This is a genomic window from Bacillus sp. COPE52 (genome assembly GCF_003355115.1).
GTDB classification, from domain to species: domain Bacteria; phylum Bacillota; class Bacilli; order Bacillales; family Bacillaceae_G; genus Bacillus_A; species Bacillus_A toyonensis.
The window spans coordinates 338,610-364,628 of the sequence record NZ_CP031292.1; the positions used below are offsets into that span (position 1 = coordinate 338,610).

Sequence of the window (26,019 nt, forward strand, 5' to 3'; positions counted from 1 at the left end):
TCTCCTTCTCTGTTACCTTATAGAGATTCTAGTGTATTACTTATAATCCTAATGAAATGTATTTGATTTCTAAATATTCCTCGATGCCGAAATGACCGCCTTCACGCCCGATACCACTTTCTTTAAATCCACCGAACGGTGCTTGTGCAACTGACGGAAGACCATCATTTAAACCGATAATACCGTACTCTAGCGCTTCACTAATTTGGAACGCTTGGCTAATATCCTTCGTAAAAATATACGCAGCTAAACCGTATGGTGTATTGTTTGCACGTTCAATTACTTCTTCAACTGTTTTAAATTTCGCAACTGGTGCAACTGGTCCAAATGTTTCTTCAGTCATACAAAGCATTGTATCATTTGCCAATCCAATTACAGTCGGCTGAATGAAATGTCCATCTAGCTCTGTAACCTGTTGGCCTCCATATAAGAGTTCTCCACCTTTTTGAACTGCATCTTCAATATGTTCTTGTACTTTTGAAACTGCACTCTCATCAATAAGTGGTCCTACAGTAGTTCCCGCACCGAATCCGTCTCCGACTTTAAGTTGCCCTACTGCCTTTTGGAACTTCTCTACAAATCCTTCGTATACTTCTTCTTGAACGAATACTCGGTTTGTACATATACACGTTTGTCCTGCGTTACGGAATTTCGAACCAATAACGGCTTCTACCGCTTTATCTAAATCTGCATCATTCATTACGATAAATGGAGCGTGACCACCTAATTCTAATGAAACTTTTTTCATCGTTTGCGCAGCGCTAGCCATTAGCTCTTTCCCAATTTCCGTTGATCCTGTAAAGGACACTTTTCGAACGCGCTCATCTTCCATCCACGTATCAGCAATCGCTTTTGCACTACCTGTTACAATGTTTATTACACCTTTTGGAATGTCCGCTTCGTGTGCTAATTCAGCTAATTTCAATGCAGTTAACGGTGTTTGACTTGCAGGCTTTACAACTGCTGTACAACCTGCTGCAAGCGCTGGAGCTACCTTTCTCGTAATCATAGCCGCTGGGAAGTTCCACGGTGTAATAGCTGCCATAACCCCAACTGGTTGCTTCATAACTAAAATACGTTTGTTCGGATGAGAAGCAGGAATCATTTCACCGTATACGCGCTTCCCTTCTTCTGCATACCATTCAACAAAGCTATTTGCATAATTCACTTCACCAAGCGCTTCTGCAAACGGCTTTCCTTGCTCCTTCGTCATAATCGCTGCGATTTCTTCTTTATTTTCATCAATAAGTGTGAACCACTTTTTTAATTTCGTTGCACGATCCGCGGCTGTTAATTTTGACCATGTTTTAAAAGCCTCATGCGCCGCATCAACAGCTTGCTTTGCCTCTGTTATCCCGCCCTTTGGTACAGTTGCAAATATTTCTTTCGTTGCTGGATTGTTTACTTCAATTTGCTCTTGCAGTGTAATCCACTCACCATTTATATACATCGCTTTTTTCTCTACATTTACAAACGTCGCTTTTTTATCCAATGTTTTCTTCCTCCTCTATGAACTTCTTAATCTTCCTAGTAGCAGCAGATTGACTTATTTTTAGAAACTCTGCTACTTTATAGCTTGATCCACATGTTTTATACGCTTTTAAAATAATATTTCGTTCCACTTCTTCCAACATTTTATAGAGACTTTGACCTGACTGTTCAACTGTTGATTCCTGCATTGCTATTGGTAAATCCTCTATCGTAACGATATCGTCAGCAGTAATAACAATTCTTTCAATTACATTCTCTATTTCTCTATTGTTTCCTTCCCACGGGTATCCAACAAACATTTGTAACGTACTAGGTGCTAACTTTACATCACGTCCGTACTTTTTATTAAAGTGCTGTAAATAATGATAAACGAGTGGTAAAATGTCTTCTGTTCTTTCCCGAAGTGGTGGAATTGAAATCGGAATGACATTCAGACGATAATATAAATCTTTCCGAAATGTTCCTCGTTTCACCATCTCACTTAAATCTCTATTTGTTGCCGCTACAATTCGAACGTCCACCTTTTTTAATTCTCTTCCGCCTATAGGACGAAATGTTTTTTCTTGCAATACTTGCAGAAGCTTCGCTTGAATTTCAAGCGGCATTTCACCAATTTCATCTAAAAAAAGAGTCCCTTTATGTGCTGACTCTAATAATCCCTTTTTCCCTTCACGATTTGCACCTGTAAAAGACCCACCTGAATATCCAAAAAGCTCCGATTCAATTAAATTTGTTGGCAAAGCCGCACAATTAATTTCATAGAAACTTTCATTCTTCCGGCGACTTACTTCATGTAGATGACGTACTAAGCGGCTTTTTCCCACGCCTGTCTCACCTAAAACGAGAACAGTACTATCTACCACAGATACTTTTTTAATCGTTTCTATTATTTTTTGCATAGCAATGCTTTTAAAAATAAGTCCTTCATGTTCATATGTTTCTCTTAATTCTTTTTTGTATGTTTTTAACTGATTATCCATTTCCTCTACCTTTTGTCGTAATTGATAGAGTTCAGTAAGATCTCGAGAATAACTAATCACTCTTCTTAAATTTCCCTCATCATCAAAAACTGGCCTCGTCCGAACATGTAAATACTCTCCCGATTTCGTCGTTTGAACGAGTTCAATCGGTCTCTTTTTTTCAATTACTTCTAATGTTGCGGATGGATAAAAGATCCCATCCTTTTGTAGTTCCTTTACATGTTTACCTACTAACTCTTCAGCAGCTAGTTGATAGTGCCTTTCGCATGTACTATTTACACGTACAACGATTCCCTGCTCATCTGTAACAAAAATTTCGTCAAACGCATATTCAAATACATCTTTTAAATCCATTAACACTCGTTCCTTTTCTGCAACCATCCTAGCCACCCCTAACTTCAGATCCATCGATTCACTTCACTACCTTTATTATAAAGTGAATTTTCTGCATTTTATATAGAGTCAGCTAGAATGTTTGCGATTTATCATTCAGTTTTTATACACGGGCGATATTTGCTTGCTCATAACAAGCTTGTAATGATTCTTCAATAATCGTTAAACCTTCCTCAAGTTGCTCATCTGTAATAACCAATGGCATTAATACACGGACAACATTTCCATATGTCCCCGCAGATAATAAAAGTAATCCTCGTTTATTTGCTTCCGCACACAAATTAGCTGTTAATGTTTTGTCAGGCACTTTCGTCTTACGATCTTGAACGATCTCAAATGCACACATTGCCCCTAATCCGCGCACATCACCGATGCAATTATATTTATTTTTCATCTCTTGGAATCGGTCCATTACGACTTTTCCTAATTCTATCGCTCTATCATTTAATGTTTCTTTTTCTATTACATCCAGAACCGCTAATGCAGCCGCACATCCTAATGGACTTCCTGCATACGTTCCACCGAGCTCTCCAGGTGCAGACTCATTCATAATTTCTTTACGTCCAATAACACCGCTTATCGGTACACCAGCTCCTAATGACTTAGACACTGTAATTAAATCTGGAACGACATCATAATGATCAATTGCAAAGTATTTTCCTGTACGGCTAAATCCAGTTTGAATTTCATCCGCTACAAATAAGATGCCATGTTCTGAACAAATATTGCGTACTTCTTGAACAAATTTCTTACTTGGGACGATAAATCCGCCTTCCCCTTGAACCGGCTCCATAACAACAGCTGCAATTGTTTCTGGTGCTACTTCTGATATAAAGAAGTTCTTAAACTCTTCAATGATAAAATCATCGTACTGCTCTTCCGTTAACCCCTCTGGACGACGGTATTCATATGGGAATGGCGCTTTATATACTTCTGGAGCAAATGGACCGAATCCAAATTTATATGGCTTTACTTTACTTGTCATCGTCATTGTCATCAATGTACGCCCGTGGAAACCTTTAGAAAACGCAATAATACCTGATCTTTTCGTATATTTACGGGCGATTTTCACTGCATTCTCTACGGCTTCAGCACCACTGTTTAAAAATAGTACTTGTTTATCAAAACTTCCTGGCGCTAATGCAGCAAGCTTTTCCGCTAATTCAATGTATGGCTCATACATCATGACATTAAATCCCGTATGAATGTATTGATCTACTTGTTTATGAAGTGCTTCTTTAACAGCCGGATGACAATGCCCTACATTAATTGTCCCTATTGCCCCAGCAAAATCAATATACTGATTACCATCAACATCTGTTACAAGAGCTCCATTTGCAGATTGTACAAACGTTGATATGCCATTACTTACTCCTTTTGGTACTATATTTTGGCGGCGCTCTAATAAAGTTGCTGCTTTTGGTCCTGGAATTTGTTCATTTACTTTAGCAAATTTTTTTGTGTTCATTGCGTACCCCATCCTTTTCTTTACATTGTTTTCTCTTTTTATTGCAAAATACATGCCAACTTTCCGTTCTAGTATTCATCCTATACTCTTTGTATCCAGGCATAAAAAATAAGTCTATAAAGACTCACCAAGAGTCTTTATAGACTTATTTCCCTTGCATACTAGACTTTCCTTGTTCCCAAATAAACTCACCTGAATGAGAAATAAACTCACCAACAGATTCTACGACTAAGTCCGCAAGTGGTTCTAAAGTTTTACGGTCTCCCGTACCAGATAGTACTCCAATAGCATAACAATCACCACCGTTTTTAGCTAAATATAGATCGGTTGGCGTATCTCCAACGACTGCCACCTCACATGCCTCTAAATGAAACCTTTCACAAAAGGATTCTATAATTCTTTTATCAGGTTTCTGTGCCGGAAACGTATCAGAAGCTACAATATAATCAAAAAAGGATTCTAATTGATATTGTTTTAAAAATAATTCTGTCGGCGCAAAATCATCAGCTGTAACAACACCTAAAATAAATCCTTTATCTTTTAAACTTTGTAAAATTCTTGGTAGATCTGCCGTCATTTTCATATAGGAACGATGCTCGTACATAAGCGAAAATAATTTTTCACTTACCCATTCATGCATCTCCTCTTCCTTAGATGACTTAATATACTTACAAAGCCCCTTTGCTACATCGAGGCTTGTTCCAGCCGCTAGTGCGCTACTTGGATGAACAAATACCCCATCCACACCAATCTCTTTTAATAAAGCTTGCTGCATTGACTCTGGTAATTGATATAAATTTATACATTCCGCTACAAGCTCTTCCGCTACTTTTATCCAAATTGAGTGAAAATCCATTAATGTCCCATCTTTATCAAATAGTATTGCTTTTACCTTCTCCATAGCACCCTACCTCTCATTTCTTATCCTCTTAAGTGTATCAATAAAATATGGATATAAAATAAACGAATTGTAAAAATACCATAAAAATCAAACTAACTTCCAATTTACAATTCTAATAAAAAAAGATGCCCTTACAGGGCATCCTCTTGATGTTCAGGAACAAATAATTCCAGACAATGATATATGTTTTCGAATTCCATCGGTGCATCCCCACCGTACTCACCATCTAAATTAATCATTAGTTTATCTGGTGAATGCACTTTAATTCGATTCGCTTGTGTGTATAGTACTTTCGGATTGTTAATATGTTCCCCACGTTGCGCTTGTGTTGCTGCTTTAATTAAATCAGCGATAGAACCTTTTTTCAGCACTAATAAGTCAAATAATCCATCGTTAATCGATGCATACGGTGCTACTTTTTCAAATCCACCAACTGAACGAGTATTTGTAATTAAAAACATCGTAATTTCTTCTTGTAATAACTTCCCATCATACTCGATTTCAACATATGTTGGATGTAATGATGGTAACATTTCTATTCCTTTTAAATAGTAAGCAAGTTGGCCTAATACTGTCTTTAGCTTGCTTGGTACTTCATATGTTAATTCTGTAATACGGCCGCCACCAGCAATATTAATGAAATATGTATCATTCGCTCTACCAAGATCTAAAGGAACTGTTTTCCCTTCACAAATAATATCGGCTGCCTCTTCTATAGCGCGAGGTACACCGATCGCACGTGCGAAGTCATTTGTCGTTCCAACTGGAATAATTCCAAACTTCGGACGATGCTCATGTCCTACTAAACCATTTACCACTTCGTTTAACGTACCGTCACCACCAGCGGCGATAACAACATCAAACTTACGATCCGCAGCTTGTCTCGCCGCTACAGTTGCATCTCCAGGACCAGTTGTCGCATGACAAGACGCTTCATATCCAGCTTGTTCTAATTTTTGTAATACTTCTGGTAAGCTCTTCTTAAATAGCTCACGCCCAGAAGTAGGGTTATAAATAATCCTTGCTCGTTTCATCATTTATTAGCACAGGAAATTCCTTATTCATTGAAAAAAAGAATACACCGAATTCTTATTCAGTATCCCTATGCCTACCTCCTCTCATCTTCCTATCCTTCTTTTATCCCGCTCAAACAGGCAGTAAGAACCCGATTGGTGAAGGCTAATAATCAACGGGGGATGAACACCCCCACTACTGATTAAAGTTTCACTTTATGTCTATCCATTCTTCCATAAAAATTTAAATATAACGAATAATAATTATCTATTATTTCATGAGATGAAAAAAAACCTCTATGTCTAGATTTATCATTATTCCCACCTTTTTGCAACTATCATACCATAGTTGCTATACAAACATTTTTTCACTTTTGACAGTTAATCAAACGTTTATTTAAATTATTTTTCACCATTTAAACAAACGTTTGATTAACTCAGAAAAAACACCCAAATAAGGGTGTTTTTCTGTTTAATCTTTAAGAATCTATACTATTTTAGCGTTCAAAAATAAGAATCTCTCTCTTATTTTATCGCTTATTAATCTCTTCAAGTAAGATTTTGTTAACAAGCGGTGGGTTTGCTTGTCCTTTTGTCGCTTTCATAATTTGACCAACTAAGAAGCCAATTGCACGGTCTTTACCGTTTTTGAAGTCTTCAATAGATTGTTCATTATTATCAAGGATTTCTGTTACGACTTTACGAAGTGTACCTTCGTCAGAAATTTGAACAAGACCTTTCGCTTTAACGATTTCTTCTGGATCTCCACCTTTTTCAATTAACTCGTTAAATACTTTCTTCGCGATTTTAGAAGAAATTGTACCTTTTTCAATTAATTGAACCATTTTAGATAAACCAGCAGGCGTTAATGCAACATCTTTTAATTCTTTTTGTTGTTTGTTTAAGTATGCAAGTACTTCACCCATTAACCAGTTTGATGTTAATTTCGCATCTGCTCCATCTGCAATTGTTGCTTCAAAGAAATCAGACATCTCTTTCGTTAATGTTAATACGTGTGCATCATAAGCTGGTAATCCAATTTCAGCAACGTAGCGAGCTTTACGTGCATCTGGAAGTTCTGGAATAGAAGCACGCACTTCTTCTTTCCACGCATCATCGATATAAAGTTCAACTAAATCTGGCTCTGGGAAGTAACGGTAATCGTCAGATCCTTCTTTTATACGCATTAAGATTGTTTTCTTCGTTGCTTCATCATAACGACGTGTTTCTTGTTGGATGATACCACCAGATAACAATTCTTTTTCTTGACGCACTTGTTCGTGCTCAAGACCTTTTTGTACGTAAGTGAATGAGTTTAAGTTTTTCAGTTCTGCTTTTGTACCGAATTTCTCTTGTCCAACTGGACGAAGGGAAATATTCGCATCACAACGTAGAGAACCTTCTTCCATCTTACAATCAGATACGCCAGTGTATTGAATGATTGATTTCAACTTCTCTAAGTATGCGTATGCTTCTTCTGGCGTACGCATATCTGGCTCAGACACGATTTCGATTAAAGGCATACCTTGACGGTTATAGTCTACTAATGACCCGTCAGCTGTATGCGTTGATTTACCAGCATCTTCTTCTAAATGAAGACGTGTAATACCGATACGTTTCTTTTTGCCATCTACTTCGATTTCAATCCAACCATTTTCTCCAATTGGCTTATCAAACTGAGAGATTTGGTAAGCTTTCGGATTATCTGGATAGAAATAGTTTTTACGGTCGAACTTCGTTTCCGTTGCGATTTCACAGTTTAATGCCATTGCAGCTTTCATTGCAAAGTTAACTGCTTCTTTATTTAAAGTTGGAAGTACCCCTGGGTATCCTAAGTCAATTACACTCGTTTGTGTATTTGGCTCTGCTCCGAATTCTGTTGGACTCGCAGAGAAAATTTTCGAATTTGTTTTTAACTCAACGTGAACCTCTAAACCAATAATTGTTTCTAAATTCATCTATGCTCGCCTCCTTACAGACTTGCTTTTTTTGTATGATAGTCTGTTGCTTGCTCAAACGCATGTGCAACGCGGTAAATTGTCGCTTCATCGAAGTGTTTACCAATGATTTGTAATCCAAGTGGCATACTATTAGCACCGAATCCACATGGAACAGAAATCGCTGGAACACCTGCTAAGTTTACTGGGATTGTTAAAATGTCGTTTGCATACATTGTCATTGGATCATCCACTTTTTCGCCCACTTTAAATGCTGGAGTTGGCGTTGTTGGTCCAATAATAACATCGTAGTTAGCAAATACATTTTCAAAGTCGTTTTTAATTAATGTACGTACTTGTTGTGCTTTTTTGTAATATGCATCATAGTAACCAGAGCTAAGTGCAAATGTACCAAGCATAATACGGCGTTTTACTTCGTCACCGAAACCTTCGCTACGTGTGTTTTTGTAAAGATCTAATAAGTTATTTACATTATCAGAACGAACACCGTAACGTACGCCATCAAAGCGTGAAAGGTTAGCAGATGCTTCAGAAGAAGATAATAAGTAATACGTTGCTAGAGCGTATTTAGAGTGTGGAAGAGATACTTCCTCCCAAGTTGCGCCCATACCTTCTAATACTTTTAAAGCAGCTAGTACTGACTCACGAGCTTCTTCGCCAACACCTTCGCCTAAGTATTCTTTCGGTACAGCAATGCGTAAACCTTTAACATCGCCTGTTAAACCAGCTAAGTAGTTTCCAACTTCAACATTTGCAGAAGTTGCATCCATGCGGTCAATACCTGAAATAGCTTGTAATAAGTATGCATTGTCTTCTACTGTACGTGTAATCGGTCCGATTTGGTCAAGTGAAGATGCGAATGCTACTAATCCGTAACGAGATACGCGTCCGTAAGTTGGTTTTAAACCTACAACACCGCAATATGCAGCTGGCTGACGAATAGAACCACCCGTATCAGAACCTAGAGAGAATAATACTTCTCCTGCTGCTACAGCTGCTGCAGAACCACCACTAGATCCGCCTGGAACGTAATCTAAGTTCCATGGATTTTTTGTAGCGTAGAAACCTGAGTTTTCATTTGAAGAACCCATTGCGAACTCGTCCATATTTAATTTACCGATTGTAACTGTGTCAGCAGCTTTTAACTTTTGCACAACTGTCGCATCGTAAATTGGATCAAAGTTTGCTAACATTTTGCTCGCACAAGTAGTACGAAGACCGTTAGTTACAATGTTATCTTTTACACCGATTGGCATACCGAATAACAAACCATTATCTTCAGCGCCGATCTTAGCATCTAATTCTTTCGCTTTCGCGCGTGCATTTTCTTCATCTAATGTAAGAAAAGCTTTTACGTTATCTTCAACATCCGCAATACGTTTGTAAGATTCTTCTACTAAATCCGTAACGGAAATTTCTTTGTTGTTTAACTTCTTATGTAACTCTGATACAGAATGATCAAATAATGACATCGAAATTCCCCTCCTCTATTCTAATACTGCTGGAACACGGATTTGATTATCTTTGTGATCCGGTGCATTTTTTAATACTTCTTCTACTGGTAAACCTTTTTCTGGCACATCTTCACGCATAACATTTTTCATAGTTAATACATGAGTTGTTGGTTTTACATCTGTTGTATCTAATTCATTTAACTGTTCTGCAAATGTAACAATTGCATCTAGTTGTTTTTGAAATTTTTCTGCTTCTTGATCAGTAATTGCAAGACGTGCTAAATGTGCTACGTGCTTTACATTCTCAACGGAAATTCTTGACACGGCTAGGCCACCTCCATAATATATCGTTCAATCTACAATACTATTGATGATACCAAATTTTCAGTACTTCAAGCAAGTCAACACATGGCACTTACGGCATTTTTACATAAAAAAAGAAAGGCAAACGCCTTTCTTTACAATTTACTCTTTATCTAACGGTTTATTTTTTGGAAATCTCTCGTTATCTTCTTCATTATCACGAATTGTTTTTTGTAATACAAAACAAGACATCGTTAAAAATAACGTTCCAATTAAATAGTACCCTTTTACACTAAGCGTTTCATCTAACGTGTAAATCCCAATTAGCATCCCTGAAAGCGCACAAACAAATGAAGTCCATGCTAAAAACGTGAACGCTTGCGTATTTCTTCTTCTCATCATTATCCCCCTTGTTAGATGCACATCCATTATAGATAAATATATTTACCGTTATGGATTTTTATGTAAAATTATTTTTCTATTTATTAATCTATCATAAAAAAATGCCATTTTAAAGATTGTTTTCTTTCTAATCTGAAAAATCAATTAAAATTATTGACATTTATTTCTATTCTGCATAAAATAAAAATAAATATTACGAACTTCGAAATATACGGGAGTGGAATTAATTGTTGCAATATGAACATTTTTTAGACTTACTGCTAGATAACGCCAAGAAACTTTTCTATCCTGAAGAATGGGTAAGCCTTGATTTAACACTTTCAAAGACAGAAGTATTTTGTTTACTTTGGATGGAGCGAAATACAGATATTACAATGACAAAAATTGCTGACCTTCTTGATATACCGATGAGTACAACGACAGGTGTTGTAAATCGCCTTGTAAAAAAGGGGTATATTGAACGGTACCGTGATGAAAACGATCGACGTATTGTATTAATTCGTTTAACAGAAAACGGCGTAATGCTCGTTCAAGAAGTAAAACAAAATGCAGCCCATTACTTTAGCTTAGTGACAGAAGCATTGTCAGAAGAAGAAAAAGCATTCTTACTACAAATCTTCCAAAAGATTATGAATCACATTGCTACGACACAGCAAAAAACAGAAGAAAAGGTTTCTACACCTAGAATGAAAAACATTCCGATTGAATAAAGTGAAACTTTAATCAGTGAGGGGTTTTCTCATCCCTCACTGATTATTAGTTGAACCAATCGGGCATTTACGGGCAGTTGACCTCCCACCTAATTTCTTTGCTCCAGCCGAATTTTTGGACGGAAGTCTTACTGCCCGTTAATGCGGGATAAAGCCCTAACTGGGTTTTTATTCAATTAAATACTTCGATGTTCATAATATTCGATAACCGAAATAAAGGGGATAGAATGATGAGAATTATTTTGTATACAGGTAAAGGCGGCGTAGGAAAAACTAGCATTTCAGCAGCAACAGCACTTCAAAGCGCAAAACAAGGATTAAAAACATTAGTAATGAGTACAGATCCTGCTCATAGTTTAGGAGATTCATTTGGTATAAAGCTATCTTCTGAGCCATTAGAAATTCGCGAAAACTTGTGGGCACAAGAGATTAATACGATTTATGAAATGGAAAAAGGCTGGGGAAAGTTACAGAAATACATTACCTTGTTATTCACTTCCAAAGCAGCTGATGATATTACAACAGAAGAATTAACGATGTTTCCTGGTATGGAAGATTTAATTAGCTTACTTCGCGTGCTCGATTATTATAAAAAAAACACATACGACGTTATCATCATTGATTGCGCTCCAACAGGAGAAACATTAGCAATGCTTAGTTTTCCAGACATGCTCGGCTGGTGGATGGAAAAATTATTTCCTATTAAAAGAAAAGTTTTAAAAGTCGTTCGTCCTGTAGCTCAACCACTTCTTGATGTCCCCCTTCCAACCGATGATATTATGGACGAATTAACAAATACACTTGAACAGCTTGGAGAAATGAGAGATATTTTATCGAACCGAGAAATAACAAGTATCCGCATCGTTGTAAATCCCGAAAAAATGGTCATTAAAGAAGCTCAGCGTAGTTTTACTTATTTAAATTTATACGATTATAACGTAGATGCCATCATGATTAACCGTGTCATCCCTAACACTGTCACCGATCCTTATTTTCAAGCATGGAAAGATACGCAAAAGAAATATAAAACATTAATTCAAGATAGTTTTCAGCCGCTTCCTATTTACGAAGCTCCCATGTTCGAACAAGAAGTTGTTGGTTTACCTATGTTAGAGCGTGTAGGCAATGCTTTATTTAAATCCGATTCCTCTCCTACTGAAGTGAAATTCAATGGTCGCACACAATATGTGAAAAAAGATGGCGATGAATATATTTTCGTTCTATCCATCCCCTTCTCAAACAAAAGTGAACTTTCATTAAATCAAAAAGGTGATGAGCTTATTATTCGAGCCGGCTCTGTTAAACGGAACATCACATTACCAAAAACATTAACACACCTTTCTATTCAAGGAGCCAAGTTTGAAGAGGATGTACTAAACATTCGATTTGGAGGTGTGGTGCATGCATGAGGAATTACTACGAAAAGTAATTCGGACAAAAGTAAGAGTCGGTATGCGTATATTAGAAGAGCTACCTACTCCAATCCAGCAATCAGCTAAGCAAATGCTAAGTATTTTGCAAGAGGAGCTAGCTGCTTATCCGAAAGAACGAGAGCATCATGAAGATAATTTAAAAAGTATCATAATTGAATAATCATCTCTGTATAGAGGGCCTTTTTAGGCTTTCTATACTTTATTGGAGTGATATAAGTTGCTAAAAAAACATTCCACTATTACGCTTTGGATCATTCCTTTATTATTTTTCATTCATAACCTTGAAGAAGCTTTCCAAATGCCACAATATCTTGCTAATCAATTTTCAATTCATCTTATAACTAGCCAACAATTTTTCATTGCCATTTCCATATTAACAATCTTCGTCGTACTTATCGTCTTTCTATATCAACTAAACTTCTTGTCTTCTATACACTGGATTATTTTTATACAAGGAGCCATTTTCTTTAACGCTGTGCAACATATTATTTTGTTTTTGATTTATCGCCCCTATAATCCTGGCGTAATATCCTCAGTTTTCATTGTTATCTTTTCTATTTTCTTTTTTTCATCCAAAAAACAATTAATTCATAAAAAGCAATTCGTAATTACACTCATTTTCAGCTTACTTTCTTATCCCATTATAATTTGGATTACCTTACTATTCGCTAACTGCTTTCAGTAATAAAAAAAGACCAGGAAAACTCCCGGTCCATCACTCTACTTAACAAACATTGGATTCTACGTTATACAAAATTGGAAGGTACAAAATTAGGGTTTTGTTTGTTAAGTAGATTATATGTTGAACGAACTAACAGCGGAGGGGTTCCTTCTGTTAGTTCATTAAACCCAATGATTATTTTACGATTTTTTCAAGCTCCTCAAGTGAAAGATCTACTGAAATTGAACCATCCTTTGTTTCTTTCTTAACTGCATCTGTTACTTCTTTTGAATGATATAATTCAATTACTTTTTTCAGTGTTGGATCGTCTTTATCTTTCGTACGAGCTGCGAAAATATTAATATAAGGCTTCGCATTTTCATTCTTTGGATCTTCTAAGAAAATAGGATCCTTCGCTGGATCTAATCCAGCTTGACCAGCCACACCGTTATTAATAACTGAAGCTGCTACATCTTTTAATACACGAGGTGTTTGCTGTGCAATAACCGGTGTAATTTTTAACTTCTTCGGATTTTCAGCGATACCACTTGGATCCCCAAATAGACCAAAATCTTTTTTAAGTTTCAATAACCCCGCTGCATCAAGAAGTTTTAATGCACGTGCTTGGTTCGTTGGATCATTTGGAATAGCAATTTCTGAACCATCTGGGATTTCATTTGCTTTCTTATATTTTTCAGAGAATAAGCCCATTGGTGCAATTTGTGTTGTACCGACAGCTGTAATATCTAACTTATGCTCTTTTTTAAATTGCTCTAAGAAAGCAATATGCTGGAATGAGTTTAATTCAATATCTCCATCAGCTAACGCTTTATTTGGCGTTGTATAATCAGAGAACTCAACCAGTTTAATTTTAATCCCTTCTTTTTCAGCTTTTTTCTTCAAAATTTCCCAAACGTCTCCATCCGTTCCAGTTACACCGACGCGAACTACTTTCTCTTTCGCTCCTGCACCCGTGTCTCCACCTGAGCAGCCGCTTAGTGCTGAAATTCCTACAATCGCTGATAATGCAAATGCTAAAATTTTCTTCATTTTCTTTTCCCCTCTTCCTTTTTATGATCTGCGTAAAAAGACTTTCGCAAAGTAGTTCCCTAAATTTTGAGCTATCTGTACGAGAATAATAAGTAAAACGACCGTTACGAACATAACTGATGTATCAAAACGTTGATAACCATATGTCATTGCTAAGTCACCAAGACCACCACCACCGACAAGCCCAGCAACTGCAGAAAATTCAATTAAACCAACTGTCATAAACGTAACACCTAAGATCAATGGTGCTAACGCTTCTGGCACGAGAATTTCAAAAACAATTCTAAGTGGTGAAGCGCCCATCGCTTGTGCAGCTTCAATTACTCCTTTTGGAACTGAGACAAGATTTGTTTCAACCATTCTAGCAATACCAATAGATGCCACTAACGTCATTGGGAAGATTGCTGCCGCTGTTCCAATCGTCGTTCCAATCACGCTTCTTGTTAGTGGGCTTAAAGCTACTAAAAAGATAATGAATGGAACTGGACGAATTGTATTAATGATGACGTTAAGAATAGAAAAAACCCATTTATTTTCTAAAAAATTACCTTTTCTCGTTACATATAAAAGTAAACCTAGAGGTATACCGAGAATTGTAGCGAATATAAGGGTTACAATTACCATTAAGAGGGTGTCCCCCGTCGCATCTAATATACGAGGCCAAAATATACTCCAATCAACTCGCATGAGCTTCTACCTCCTTCAGCTTCACTTGCAGTCTTAAATGTTGTAATGCTTTTTGAATTTCCTTCTGTTCACCTTGCAATTCTACAAGAAGATTTCCAAATAGCACATTTTGAAGTTCAATAATATTTCCGTACAGTACATTTACATCGACGTTATAGTTTTTTGCGATATATGATAGTACCGGCTGTCCAGTCTCCTCACCAGTAAAAGTTAAGCGATAGATCTGACCACCATTTTGAATTTTCGCTAGAACACTTTCTGGCAAGTGGTCATTAATAACAGAACGTACAAAGTTTTGAGTTGTCTTTGTTTTTGGTTGTGTGAAAACATCAAACAGTTTTCCTTCTTCAATAACTTTTCCCTTCTCCATTACAGCTACACGGTGACAAATTTCTTTCACAACATGCATTTCATGTGTAATAAGAAGAATTGTTAAATTATATTCACGATTGACTTTCTTTAATAAGTTTAAAATCTCTGTCGTTGTTTCTGGATCTAAGGCTGATGTTGCCTCATCACATATAAGTATATCTGGTGATGTTGCAAGTGCCCTAGCAATCCCAACACGTTGCTTTTGTCCGCCTGATAACTGCTCCGGATAATAGTTTGCTTTATCTTCTAGCCCTACAAACTTCAGCAGTTCATTGACTCTTTCTTTTATTTCATTCTTTGGTACTTTCGCTAACTTTAATGGATAAGCAATATTCCCAAACACTGTTCTTGAATTAAATAAATTAAAACTTTGAAAAATCATCCCAATTCTTTGTCTAAGTTTCCGTAATTCTTTCGTTGATAATGATGTAATATCTTTATCATTTATTGAGATCGTTCCTGCAGTCGGTCTCTCTAACATGTTTACTAGGCGTAATAACGTACTCTTTCCAGCACCACTAAATCCGATAATGCCAAAAATTTCGCCCTTCTCAACTGATAATGTTACATCCTCCACAGCATGAACAGATTGCCCACCTGATTCATATACTTTACTTACGTTATTAAAAAAAATCATTTTCTTCCCTCCTATATGCTGTAAAAACTAGAAGTAGAGCTTGCGAGGTAAAATAAAAAGTGCTCTCCTTCTTATCAGTAATAAAAGATAAGAAGGAGAGCACTTATATGTACTCGTTCACATCTTCTCATCTTCCAAGCCTATAAAGACTTGCTGGAGTTAGCACGGTATTAAAAAATCCGTTGCTGAGGTATCGTAGGGCCAGTCCCTCCACCTCTCTGGATAAGAATGTATCGATTTAATTGTCGTTTAATTAATTCTCATTATAGAACTCAGAATAGTGAGAGTCAATACATTTTTTAGAAAAATATCAATTATTTCTTTATTAAAATTTTCAAATAAAAATTCATAATAAAATAGTAATCTTGAAGGTTATGTAAAATTCTTCTCCCTCATATTTTTTAAAAGGATTATTTTTTCTATGAATTGAATACTATTATTTGAATATGAAATCAGAGGAAGGTGAATATATGAAAACAGCTCTATTACTCGTTGATATCCAAAATGATTATTTTCCAAATGGAAAGATGGAATTGCGCAATCCGGTAGAAGCAAGTGAGTATGCCAGTGAGCTACTAAAACACTTTAGAATGAACGGCGAACCTATTTTTCATATCCAGCATGTAGCAATAAAAGATGATGCTACTTTTTTCCTACCTAATACAGAAGGTGTCCATATTCACGAGAATGTCCGTCCGCTTAGAGAAGAAACTGTTATACTCAAACATTATCCAAATAGCTTCCGAGAAACTAATCTTTTAGAACAATTACAACATTTAGACATTGAACACATCGTCATATGCGGGATGATGACTCATATGTGTATTGATGCTACCGTAAGAGCTGCTTTTGATTTCGGCTTTCATTGTACCGTTATACACGATGCTTGTGCTACAAAAGATCTTTCTTTTAAGAATGCTACTATACCAGCTGTTTATATTCACAATACAATTTTGGCCAGTTTAAATGGAGTATATGCAAATGCAATGAGTACAGAGGAATTTTTGGTTACAAAAAAACACTCCATTCAGTGAGCAAAACCGAAAAGAGTGTTTCTTGTCAAACCATAGATTTTCTTTCAAATTGTATTATACAGGAAATTCTTAAAATGAATACTAAAAAATGTGACTAATAAATCAACTTTTCCCGTCACTTTATTTCTATTTACATGTTTGTCCCGCTATTAATAGGTTTTAGCTCGTCCTCTTCGCATAATAGTAATATATGGGATTCTAATTTAAAAAGGAGCTCTTCACATTCTGTGAAAAGCTCCTCTACTATTTCTTATAAAGTTTCAGAAGTAGTTTTTGCTTGCATGTGAAGTGCTAAGTAATCTGGGCCACCAGCTTTAGAGTCTGTACCAGACATGTTAAAGCCACCGAATGGTTGATAACCTACGATTGCACCAGTACATCCACGGTTGAAGTATAAGTTACCTACATGGAAGTCTTCACGTGCTTTTTCAATATGGTCGCGGTTATTAGAAACAACTGCTCCTGTTAAACCGTATTCTGTATTGTTTGCAATTGCAAGTGCATGATCGAAGTCTTTTGCTTTACAGAATGCTACTACTGGTCCGAAGATTTCTTCTTTCATTAAGCGAGCATCTTCTGCAACATCAGCAACGATTGTTGGTTGGATGAACCAGCCTTTAGAATCGTCTCCTTCGCCACCTGCTAGGATTCTACCTTCTTCTTTACCAATTGCAACATAGCTCATTACTTTATCGAATGCAGCTTGGTCATTAACAGGACCCATATTTGTACCTAATACAGCTGGGTTATCAACTGTTAATTCTTTTGTTAATTCAACAGCACGATTTAATACGTGATCATATACATCTTCGTGGATTACAGCACGAGAACATGCAGAACATTTTTGTCCTGAGAACCCGAATGCTGATGCAACGATAGATTTAGCTGCTAATTCAAGATCTGCTTCTTTATCAACAACGATTGTATCTTTACCGCCCATTTCAGCGATAACACGTTTTAACCAGATTTGACCTGGATTTACTTTCGCTGCACGCTCATAAATGCGGATACCTACATCACGAGATCCAGTGAAGCTTACGAAACGTGTACGAGGATGATCTACTAAGTAGTCACCAACTTCAGAACCATTACCTGGCACGAAGTTTACTACGCCAGCTGGTAAGCCAGCTTCTTCTAATACTTCCATGAATTTCGCAGCTACTACAGGAGTTGTACTAGCTGGTTTTAGTAATACTGTGTTACCAGAAACTAAAGCAGCTGTTGTCATACCTGCCATAATTGCGAATGGGAAGTTCCAAGGAGAAATGATAACACCTACTCCTAATGGAATGTAAGAGAAACGATTATATTCAATTGGACGGCTTTCTACTGGAATACCGTCTTTCAATTTCAACATTTGACGAGCATAATATTCCATAAAGTCGATTGCTTCCGCTGTATCAGCATCTGCCTCATTCCATGGTTTACCTGCTTCTTTTACAAGGATAGCAGAGAACTCATGTTTTCTACGACGAACAATTGCTGCAGCACGGAATAAAATGTCTGCACGCATTTCTGGTTTTGACTTTCTCCAAGTTTGGAATGTTGCATCCGCTACTTGCATTGCTTTTTCAGCTAATTCACGGCTTGCTTTTGAAACACGACCAACAAGTTCCTCTTTATTTGCAGGGTTTACAGAAACAATTTTATCTTCTGTAGTGATTTTTTCTCCCCCAATAATTAATGGATAGTCTTGTCCAAGATAAGATTCTACTTTCTTTAAACCTTCTTCAAACGCTAATTTGTTAGCCTCTACTGAAAAATCTGTAAATGGCTCATGTTTGTATGCTACTACCATTCTTTTTAGCCTCCCCTTAGAAAAACGTTTACATTTTACAACATTATTCTACACGATAATTTAGATTTATTCAAATATTCCTAGACTTATATTTTAAAAATTAATAAATTTTTAAAATATAATAAAAAAAAGAGATTCATACATGCGTATGAATCTACAAAATATGAGTATATTCCAAAACATTTTTTCCGATCAATAATATAGTAACTAATAAAAATAAAGTCCTTACATATCCAACGCCTTTTTGAACTGCAAACTTCGATCCAAAATAAGCACCTAAAATCATTGATAATCCCATAATAATACCGTATTCAAAATGAATTATATCTAAAAATAAAAAAGTAATTAAAGATACGATATTACTAACAAAGTTCAAAAGTTTTCCAGATGCCGCTGCTTGAATAAAATCCAAACCTATTAATAAAAATGCAAAAATTAAAAAGGATCCTGTCCCTGGTCCAAAAAAACCATCATAAAACCCTATCATTAAAATAACAAAGAAAAATATTAATGTTTTCCTTTTCGTCATCTTCTTATAGGTAGATACGCTTCCCCAATCCTTTTTTGCAATAATATAAATGGCAATAAACACCAACATTACAAGTACTAATGGACGTAAAATATCCGGTGGAATAAATTTTACCACTAAAGCACCTGCGACCGCTCCAATAATAGTTAATGGGATTAACTTTCCTACAATTTTAAAATCGACTTTTCCTGATCGAATAAAATAAATTGCACTCGTAAACGTCCCCATCGTTGCAGCTAATTTATTCGTTGCAATTGCCGAAGCTGGTGACAAACCGACAAACATTAGTGCAGGAAGCGAAATTAATCCTCCACCTCCAACAACTGAATCAATAAAAGCTGCTAAAAATCCGAATGCAATTAATAAAATAATGACTTGAAGACTTAGTTCGTCCATGACCTTTACCCCTTATCCCCTTATTTATAACATTTAAAATTATAACAAAATTCCTCAAGAAAAAAAGCTGTTCCTTTGTGGAACAGCTTTTATCTTTAATCTAAAATTTTTACGAGTGGCTCATCTTGCTTCGCTTCACGTATAATAATCGCTTCTGGACGTTCTACAGATTTAATCGTTACTTGTACTCTCATATAATTTGGGAAGTATTCCATAACAAGCCCTGCTACATATTGTGTAAAACCAATTATTTCCGCTTTTCCATTAAACTGGACAGGAATATCCAGCTTCATTTCTTTTAATTCCTCGTCTCTATACATACCAGTACCGATAACAGCGGAATAATCGCCTTGGAAATAATCGCTTAGTTTTGCTTTGAAGTTAGATACCCTTGCAAGATCTTCACGCTTATTGTCTGTTTTTGCTTGTTCAGACGGGAACAAATAGTATTTCTCGTTAATTTGTTTCCAATCTTCAACCGTTTCACTACCTTTTTCCACATTAGCATAAGAAACATAGTTTCCTGGCACAAGTGCAGACTTTGGAGATTGACGATAAATCGCAAATGTAATCGGAACGTTTTTTATGTCGGGCTTTTTTTGGTGCATAACTTTCAAGATTTCTTGCGCCATTTTTTTCCCTTCAGCTAACATTTTTTCGTCCTCGATTTTAGCCTCACGCGGATAACCATGCTCTTCATTAAAATATTGAACAGAATTCATTGCTAAACCAACTACAATACCACCAAGTTCAACATCTTTATCGCCTTTTTTCACATAATAATTATGCTCTAAAATATTTGAAATATATATTGGATTTTTTTTATTTTTCACTTCTAGTGATTCTGATCCTTCGCCTAACGCTGGATTGAGCCCTATATTCGGAAATTTAACTGCATCTTTTTTTAATTTGCTCTCTAGTTCCTTTTGTTCGGCATCTGTACGCTTTCTTTTTACAAGCATTTTTACGGTTTGATCATCTAGAGTACTTCCACCTTTAAAGAAATAATCTTTCGTATTAAATGATTCTTTTGCAATACGCATTAATCCTGTTTCAAATTCATCTATATCAAGACGATTATTTAATCCCTGCACAACTAATCCACGTGCAGATCCTGCATCAAATGGAACAGTCGTCTTATAATATTCATCCGAAATAGCATACTTCGGAACGACTGCTTGCTCTTTTGCTTTCCCTGATTTCTCAGCCACTTTTTCATCTTTGTCGGCACCTGCGCTACAACCACTTACAAGTAGGCCAAGACTTAATACCGCTAATGCTATTTTTTTCATGGTAAGTTTGCACCTCTTACTTATTTAGCTCTTGTAAGAACCTCTCTTCATTCCAAACTTCAACATTGTGCTTCTCTGCTTGCGCTAATTTTGAGCCAGCAGCTTCACCAGCAACAACTAAATCCGTACTTTTACTAACACTTCCTGTTACTTTTCCACCTAATGCCTCAATCTTCTTCTTCGCTTCACTGCGTCCCATCACTTCTAATTTCCCAGTTAAGACGACAGTTTTCCCTGCAAAGTAAGATTCAACATTTTGTAAATCTGCACTTTTTATGCCTTTGTATGTCATGTTCACGCCATACTCTTTAAACTGTTGTAATAGCTCTAATACATCTTCATTATCAAAATATGTTACAACGGATTGCGCCATTTTTTCACCAATTTCATTAATTGATTTTAGCTCCTCTTCCGTCGCTTTCACAAGTGCATCCATCGTTTCAAAATGCTCTGCAAATGTACGTGCTGCTTTCGCTCCGACATGGCGAATTCCAAGGCCAAATAATAATCGCTCTAACGAGTTTTCCTTCGAATTCTCAATTGCTTGTATTAAATTTGTTGCTGATTTTTCACCAAAACGCTCTAGCTGTAGTAATTGTTCTTTCGTCAATGCATATAAATCTGCAAACGTACGAATATAATCTGCATCAAAGAGCTGTGTGATGACACGCTCGCCAAGTCCGTCAATATTCATTGCATTTCTTGAAACGAAATGAATTAATCCCTCGCGAATTTGGGCAGGACAAGTTGGATTTATACAACGAAGTGCAACCTCTTCTTCTAAACGAACTAGTTCACTCTCACATGCCGGACAATGCGTTGGCATGCGGTATTCTTCTTCCTCACCAGTACGCTTATCAAAAATAACGTTCACAACTTCAGGAATAATATCTCCAGCCTTTTTCACAACAACGTAGTCACCAATTCGAATGTCTTTTTCACGAATTAAATCCTCGTTATGTAAGGAAGCACGACGAACGATCGTACCAGCCACTCGTACTGGCTCTAACTCTGCAGTCGGCGTTACAACCCCTGTACGGCCAACACTTAATTCAATGCCCGTTAATCTCGTTACAACTTCTTCAGCCGGGAATTTATAAGCAATCGCCCATCTTGGACTCTTTGCAGTAGTTCCTAGGCTTTCTTGAAGAGCAACATCGTCTACTTTTATAACGATCCCATCAATCTCATAATCAAGATTCGGACGTTTTTCCTGCCATTCTTCTACATAAGCTATAACCTCTTCAATTGTTTCACATGTACGGCGATTTGGATTTGTCTTAAACCCCAGTTCACCTAAGAAATCAAGTGATTCGCTATGCGATGAAATTGTTTTTTCTTCTACATTTGCAAGACCATATACAAACATGGATAGGTTACGCTTTGCTGCAATTTTCGTATCAAGTTGACGTATTGAACCTGCTGCCGCATTACGCGGATTCGCAAATACATCTTCACCGTTTTGCTCTTTTTCTTCATTTAGTTTAACGAATGAACGCTTCGGCATATAAGCCTCGCCTCGCGCTTCTAACGTTACCTCTTCATTTAATCGAAGTGGAATTGCTTTAATCGTTTTCAAGTTTTGGGTAATATCTTCACCTGTTATACCATCACCACGTGTTGCACCTTGAATAAAGCGTCCTTTTTCATAATGAAGTGAAACAGCAAGTCCGTCAATTTTTAATTCGCATATATATCTTACATTCGCATCATCAATTCCTTGACGTACTCTTCGGTCAAAATCACGCAAATCTCCTTCGTTAAATGCATTTCCTAAACTTAACATCGGTGACTTATGCGTTACTTTTTCAAATATATCAAGAACAGTTCCCCCAACGCGCACGGAGGGAGAGTCTTCACTCATGAACTCTGGATTCTCTGCTTCTAATTTTATAAGCTCCTGCATATTACGGTCATACTCCGCATCAGAAACAGAAGGATTGTCTAATACGTGATATTGATAGTTAAATGTATTTAACAAATCACGTAGTTCTTCTATACGTTTTTTTGCTATCTCTTTTGACATATCCTCATTCCTTTCCTATTGTTTCGTCACAGGTGCAAATTTTGCTAATAAACGTTTAACACCAATCGGGCTTGGGAACGCGATATCTAATTCTTTTGAATCACCTTCGCCTTTTACACTTACAACTGTACCGACTCCCCATTTTTGGTGGGAAGCTTTATCGCCTACTGCCCAGCCAATTTGCTCGCCGCCTGTTGTCTTAACAGCCGGACGTACGAAAGCTGAACGAGAGCGTGTTGTTGCCGCAGCTCCTGTCGTTCTTCCTTTTGCACTAAACGAAGTTTCACGCTTCGGCGCTGTTTCATTTAATGGTTCCACCAGCTCTGCCGGGATTTCTGTAATAAATCGAGATGCTGCATTCATACTTGTCCTACCAAATAAAGTACGCATTTGCGCATTCGATAAGTATAATTCTTCTTCTGCACGAGTAATACCTACATAAGCAAGACGACGCTCTTCTTGCATTTCATCTTCTTCCATAAGAGAACGCGTATGCGGGAATATTCCTTCCTCTAAACCAACGATAAAGACTACAGGGAACTCTAGCCCTTTTGCTGAGTGCATCGTCATTAAAATAACTTCTTCACCAGCAGTTGGATCTTCATCTACACGATCAATATCCGCGACAAGAGCTAAGTCTGTTAGGAATGCAACAAGGCTCTTATCTTCACTTTGAGATTCGAACGTTTGCGTAACAGATAAAAACTCATCTAAGTTTTCTAAACGGCCTTCTGCTTCTAAAGAACGCTCATTTTTCAACATCTCGCGATATCCTGTTTTTTCAATGACTTCTTCTACTAATTCTGTAACAGATAAGTACTCTTGCATATTTACCCAGTTGTGTAGTAAACTTGCGAATTCTTTTACTGCCTTTGTAATTTTTGCACTTACACCAACATGCTCAATTTCATCAAATACAGCCGTTAATGAAATTCCGTTTTGCACACCGTAATTAATAATTTTATCGATAGAAGTCGCACCAATCCCGCGCTTCGGCATGTTAATAATACGTGCGAAACTAATCTCATCATCAGGATTCCCAATTAAACGTAAGTACGCCAAAATGTCTTTAATTTCTTTACGGTCGTAGAACTTCGTACCGCCGACAATTTTATAAGGGATATTAGATTTCAGGAAAATCTCCTCAACCATACGAGACTGAGCATTCGTACGATATAATACTGCAAAGTCAGTATATTTTCGGTTCCCCATTTGAATATCATCACGAATTTTTTTCGCAACAAAATACGCTTCGTCCTTTTCAGTTGCAGCACGATAATACGAAATTTTGCTCCCAACTTGGTTGTCTGTCCATAATTTTTTCGGTTTACGATTCGTATTTTTTTCAATAACAGCATTGGCTGCATTTAAAATATTTTGTGACGAACGATAGTTTTGTTCTAACAGAATAACTTGCGCATTCTCATAGTCTTTTTCGAATGACAAAATGTTAGAAATATCCGCACCACGCCAGCGATAAATAGACTGATCTGAGTCACCCACAACACAAAGGTTTTTAAAACGTGCTGCTAAATGTTTAACAAGAAGGTACTGCGCTTTGTTCGTATCTTGATACTCATCCACGTGAATATATTGGAACTTACGCTGATAAAACTCTAGTACTTCTGGAACACGTTCAAATAGCTGAATCGTTGTCATAATTAAATCATCAAAGTCTAATGAGTTATTTTTCAAAAGACGTTTTTGATATTCTGTATATACATCGCTCGTTAATTTTTCATATGGATCAGCGATTGTAATTTTTTTTGCATATTTATCTGCAGATAACAGTTCATTTTTCGCATTACTAATACCGGCTAAAATAGCGCGCGGCTCAAATTTCTTCGGATCAATATTACGCTCTTTCATAATTTTTTTGACTACAGTTAACTGATCGCCTGAATCTAAGATTGTAAAGTTACGATTAATACCAATACGATCGATATCACGTCGTAAAATACGTACACACATAGAGTGGAACGTAGAAATCCAAATATCTTCTGCTTCTGGTCCGACAAGTGTATCAATACGCTCGCGCATTTCACGAGCAGCCTTATTTGTAAAGGTAATAGCTAGTACATTCCATGGCGCTACACCTTTTTCACCAAGTAAATATGCAATACGATGTGTTAACACACGTGTTTTACCACTACCCGCTCCCGCCATTAATAGCAGCGGTCCATTCGTTGTTTGCACTGCTTTTTGTTGCTGTGGATTTAAACCATTTAATAACTTATCCGTCATACTCATATACGCCTGCACCTACTCTCCTTTTACTGCTTTAACTGTTTTTAACGCCGATTTTATATCATCATAAATAACATTTCCAACAACTACTGTATCGGCATACTGCGCTACTTCTTTCGCTTGTTCTGCATTAGAAATGCCACCGCCATAATATAACTTAGCTTGTTTCAATTCTGCTTTTACATTTTTAACAAGTTCAATATCTCCATACGTACCGCTATATTCTAAATAGAATATCGGTAAATGTAATAGCTTGTCTGCTAAACGCGCGTATGCAATAACGTCATCTTCTGTTAAATCACATTTTGCATCTGTAAGCTGGGCTACTTTCGCTTCAGGATTTAAAACACAATACCCTTCCATGAAAATTTCGTCCCAGTCCATAATATCCCCAAATTCTTTCAATGCCTCGTGATGAACACCTGTTACCCATTCTACTTTTCGGCTATTTAATACGCTTGGGATGTAATAAAAATCAAAGCCTGGTGTGATTGCTTCCACATCAGAAACCTCTAACACGCAAGGAACTGCATATCTACGAATGCTAACTAGCATGTGTAATACGTTATCAATTGTAACTCCATCACTTCCGCCTACAATAACAGCATCGGTTCCAGACTCACAAATCATTTCTAAATGTTCATCGCTTAACTCCTTATTTGGATCAAGCTTAAATACATGTTTCCATCCGGAAATATCGTACATGAAAACACCCTTTCTTTTCTCTAGTTATATCTATAGTTCTGTTTAAAATAACAGTTAGTTTTCATCTTGTTTTTTTTAA

At 36.7% G+C, this 26,019-nt stretch carries 23 protein-coding genes and 1 riboswitch; of the genes, 5 read left to right on the forward strand and 18 right to left on the reverse strand.

Annotation, left to right across the window (positions count from 1 at the left end):
- Positions 1 to 40 precede the first annotated feature (40 nt).
- The 9 genes from gabD to DPQ31_RS01870 form a co-directional block, all read right to left on the reverse strand.
- Positions 41 to 1,492: an NADP-dependent succinate-semialdehyde dehydrogenase gene (gene gabD / locus DPQ31_RS01830; RefSeq protein WP_097959760.1), complete on the reverse strand. Its 1,452-nt coding sequence runs from the start codon at positions 1,490 to 1,492 to the stop codon at positions 41 to 43.
- Positions 1,485 to 2,852: a sigma-54 interaction domain-containing protein gene (locus tag DPQ31_RS01835; RefSeq protein WP_000225132.1), complete on the reverse strand. Its 1,368-nt coding sequence runs from the start codon at positions 2,850 to 2,852 to the stop codon at positions 1,485 to 1,487. The genes gabD and DPQ31_RS01835 overlap by 8 nt, the downstream gene beginning before the upstream one ends.
- Before the next feature lie 115 nt (positions 2,853 to 2,967).
- Complete coding sequence (gene gabT / locus DPQ31_RS01840; protein WP_001093029.1) at positions 2,968 to 4,332, reverse strand: 4-aminobutyrate--2-oxoglutarate transaminase; 1,365 nt, start codon at positions 4,330 to 4,332, stop codon at positions 2,968 to 2,970.
- Positions 4,333 to 4,477: 145 nt separating this feature from the next.
- On the reverse strand, positions 4,478 to 5,233 hold the full coding sequence (locus tag DPQ31_RS01845; protein WP_000416652.1) for an HAD family hydrolase: 756 nt from the start codon (positions 5,231 to 5,233) through the stop codon (positions 4,478 to 4,480).
- Between the two features lie 131 nt (positions 5,234 to 5,364).
- A complete protein-coding gene (locus DPQ31_RS01850) occupies positions 5,365 to 6,270 on the reverse strand; it encodes a diacylglycerol kinase (protein WP_000977668.1) in 906 nt (301 codons plus the stop codon).
- A gap of 506 nt (positions 6,271 to 6,776) precedes the next feature.
- Complete coding sequence (gene gatB / locus DPQ31_RS01855; protein WP_001047675.1) at positions 6,777 to 8,204, reverse strand: Asp-tRNA(Asn)/Glu-tRNA(Gln) amidotransferase subunit GatB; 1,428 nt, start codon at positions 8,202 to 8,204, stop codon at positions 6,777 to 6,779.
- 14 nt (positions 8,205 to 8,218) lie between these two features.
- Positions 8,219 to 9,676 carry an Asp-tRNA(Asn)/Glu-tRNA(Gln) amidotransferase subunit GatA gene (gatA, locus tag DPQ31_RS01860; RefSeq protein ID WP_000051450.1) on the reverse strand — a complete coding sequence of 486 codons (1,458 nt, stop codon included), beginning with the start codon at positions 9,674 to 9,676 and terminating at the stop codon, positions 8,219 to 8,221.
- 15 nt (positions 9,677 to 9,691) lie between these two features.
- Positions 9,692 to 9,982: an Asp-tRNA(Asn)/Glu-tRNA(Gln) amidotransferase subunit GatC gene (gene gatC, locus DPQ31_RS01865; protein ID WP_000086999.1), complete on the reverse strand. Its 291-nt coding sequence runs from the start codon at positions 9,980 to 9,982 to the stop codon at positions 9,692 to 9,694.
- Positions 9,983 to 10,123: 141 nt separating this feature from the next.
- The gene (locus DPQ31_RS01870; protein WP_001254393.1) at positions 10,124 to 10,360 is read right to left on the reverse strand and encodes a YiaA/YiaB family inner membrane protein; all 237 of its coding nucleotides are present in this window, start codon (positions 10,358 to 10,360) and stop codon (positions 10,124 to 10,126) included.
- A gap of 230 nt (positions 10,361 to 10,590) precedes the next feature.
- Between DPQ31_RS01870 and DPQ31_RS01875 the strand changes: the two genes are divergently transcribed.
- The 4 genes from DPQ31_RS01875 (at position 10,591) to DPQ31_RS01890 (ending at position 13,191) form a co-directional block, all read left to right on the forward strand.
- Positions 10,591 to 11,073, forward strand: a complete 483-nt coding sequence (locus DPQ31_RS01875) for a MarR family winged helix-turn-helix transcriptional regulator (RefSeq protein ID WP_000942485.1) — start codon at positions 10,591 to 10,593, stop codon at positions 11,071 to 11,073.
- Positions 11,074 to 11,300: 227 nt separating this feature from the next.
- Entirely contained in the window at positions 11,301 to 12,482 is a 1,182-nt protein-coding gene (locus tag DPQ31_RS01880; RefSeq protein WP_208731495.1) for an ArsA family ATPase, read from the forward strand.
- A complete protein-coding gene (locus DPQ31_RS01885; protein ID WP_000544097.1) occupies positions 12,475 to 12,666 on the forward strand; it encodes a DUF3926 domain-containing protein in 192 nt (63 codons plus the stop codon). Before DPQ31_RS01880 ends, DPQ31_RS01885 begins: the two co-directional genes overlap by 8 nt.
- Before the next feature lie 57 nt (positions 12,667 to 12,723).
- A complete protein-coding gene (locus tag DPQ31_RS01890; RefSeq protein WP_097959762.1) occupies positions 12,724 to 13,191 on the forward strand; it encodes an HXXEE domain-containing protein in 468 nt (155 codons plus the stop codon).
- 171 nt (positions 13,192 to 13,362) lie between these two features.
- Here the strand turns inward: DPQ31_RS01890 and DPQ31_RS01895 are convergent, their stop codons facing one another.
- The 3 genes from DPQ31_RS01895 to DPQ31_RS01905 are packed head-to-tail and all read right to left on the reverse strand — an operon-like array spanning position 13,363 to position 15,913.
- Positions 13,363 to 14,217 carry a MetQ/NlpA family ABC transporter substrate-binding protein gene (locus DPQ31_RS01895; RefSeq protein WP_000721582.1) on the reverse strand — a complete coding sequence of 285 codons (855 nt, stop codon included), beginning with the start codon at positions 14,215 to 14,217 and terminating at the stop codon, positions 13,363 to 13,365.
- 21 nt (positions 14,218 to 14,238) lie between these two features.
- Positions 14,239 to 14,904 carry a methionine ABC transporter permease gene (locus DPQ31_RS01900; RefSeq protein ID WP_016107417.1) on the reverse strand — a complete coding sequence of 222 codons (666 nt, stop codon included), beginning with the start codon at positions 14,902 to 14,904 and terminating at the stop codon, positions 14,239 to 14,241.
- Entirely contained in the window at positions 14,894 to 15,913 is a 1,020-nt protein-coding gene (locus DPQ31_RS01905; protein WP_016107416.1) for a methionine ABC transporter ATP-binding protein, read from the reverse strand. Before DPQ31_RS01905 ends, DPQ31_RS01900 begins: the two co-directional genes overlap by 11 nt.
- 124 nt (positions 15,914 to 16,037) lie before the next feature.
- A riboswitch (SAM riboswitch) is annotated at positions 16,038 to 16,142 on the reverse strand.
- Positions 16,143 to 16,383: 241 nt separating this feature from the next.
- Between DPQ31_RS01905 and DPQ31_RS01910 the strand changes: the two genes are divergently transcribed.
- Positions 16,384 to 16,947: a cysteine hydrolase family protein gene (locus DPQ31_RS01910; RefSeq protein ID WP_097959763.1), complete on the forward strand. Its 564-nt coding sequence runs from the start codon at positions 16,384 to 16,386 to the stop codon at positions 16,945 to 16,947.
- Between the two features lie 250 nt (positions 16,948 to 17,197).
- Here the strand turns inward: DPQ31_RS01910 and pruA are convergent, their stop codons facing one another.
- From pruA to DPQ31_RS01940, 6 genes are all read right to left on the reverse strand, one after another.
- Positions 17,198 to 18,745 carry an L-glutamate gamma-semialdehyde dehydrogenase gene (gene pruA / locus DPQ31_RS01915; RefSeq protein WP_000259542.1) on the reverse strand — a complete coding sequence of 516 codons (1,548 nt, stop codon included), beginning with the start codon at positions 18,743 to 18,745 and terminating at the stop codon, positions 17,198 to 17,200.
- Between the two features lie 154 nt (positions 18,746 to 18,899).
- Positions 18,900 to 19,670, reverse strand: a complete 771-nt coding sequence (locus DPQ31_RS01920; RefSeq protein ID WP_000343983.1) for a TSUP family transporter — start codon at positions 19,668 to 19,670, stop codon at positions 18,900 to 18,902.
- A 95-nt stretch (positions 19,671 to 19,765) separates the two neighbouring features.
- Positions 19,766 to 20,962 (reverse strand): CamS family sex pheromone protein, encoded by a 1,197-nt coding sequence (locus tag DPQ31_RS01925; protein WP_097959765.1) that lies wholly within the window; start codon positions 20,960 to 20,962, stop codon positions 19,766 to 19,768.
- A 16-nt stretch (positions 20,963 to 20,978) separates the two neighbouring features.
- On the reverse strand, positions 20,979 to 22,988 hold the full coding sequence (ligA, locus tag DPQ31_RS01930; RefSeq protein ID WP_000031436.1) for an NAD-dependent DNA ligase LigA: 2,010 nt from the start codon (positions 22,986 to 22,988) through the stop codon (positions 20,979 to 20,981).
- Between the two features lie 15 nt (positions 22,989 to 23,003).
- Positions 23,004 to 25,250, reverse strand: coding sequence for a DNA helicase PcrA (gene pcrA / locus DPQ31_RS01935; RefSeq protein ID WP_097959766.1), 2,247 nt, complete (start codon positions 25,248 to 25,250; stop codon positions 23,004 to 23,006).
- Positions 25,251 to 25,940, reverse strand: coding sequence for a heptaprenylglyceryl phosphate synthase (locus DPQ31_RS01940; RefSeq protein ID WP_000272082.1), 690 nt, complete (start codon positions 25,938 to 25,940; stop codon positions 25,251 to 25,253).
- Between the last annotated feature and the right edge of the window lie 79 nt (positions 25,941 to 26,019).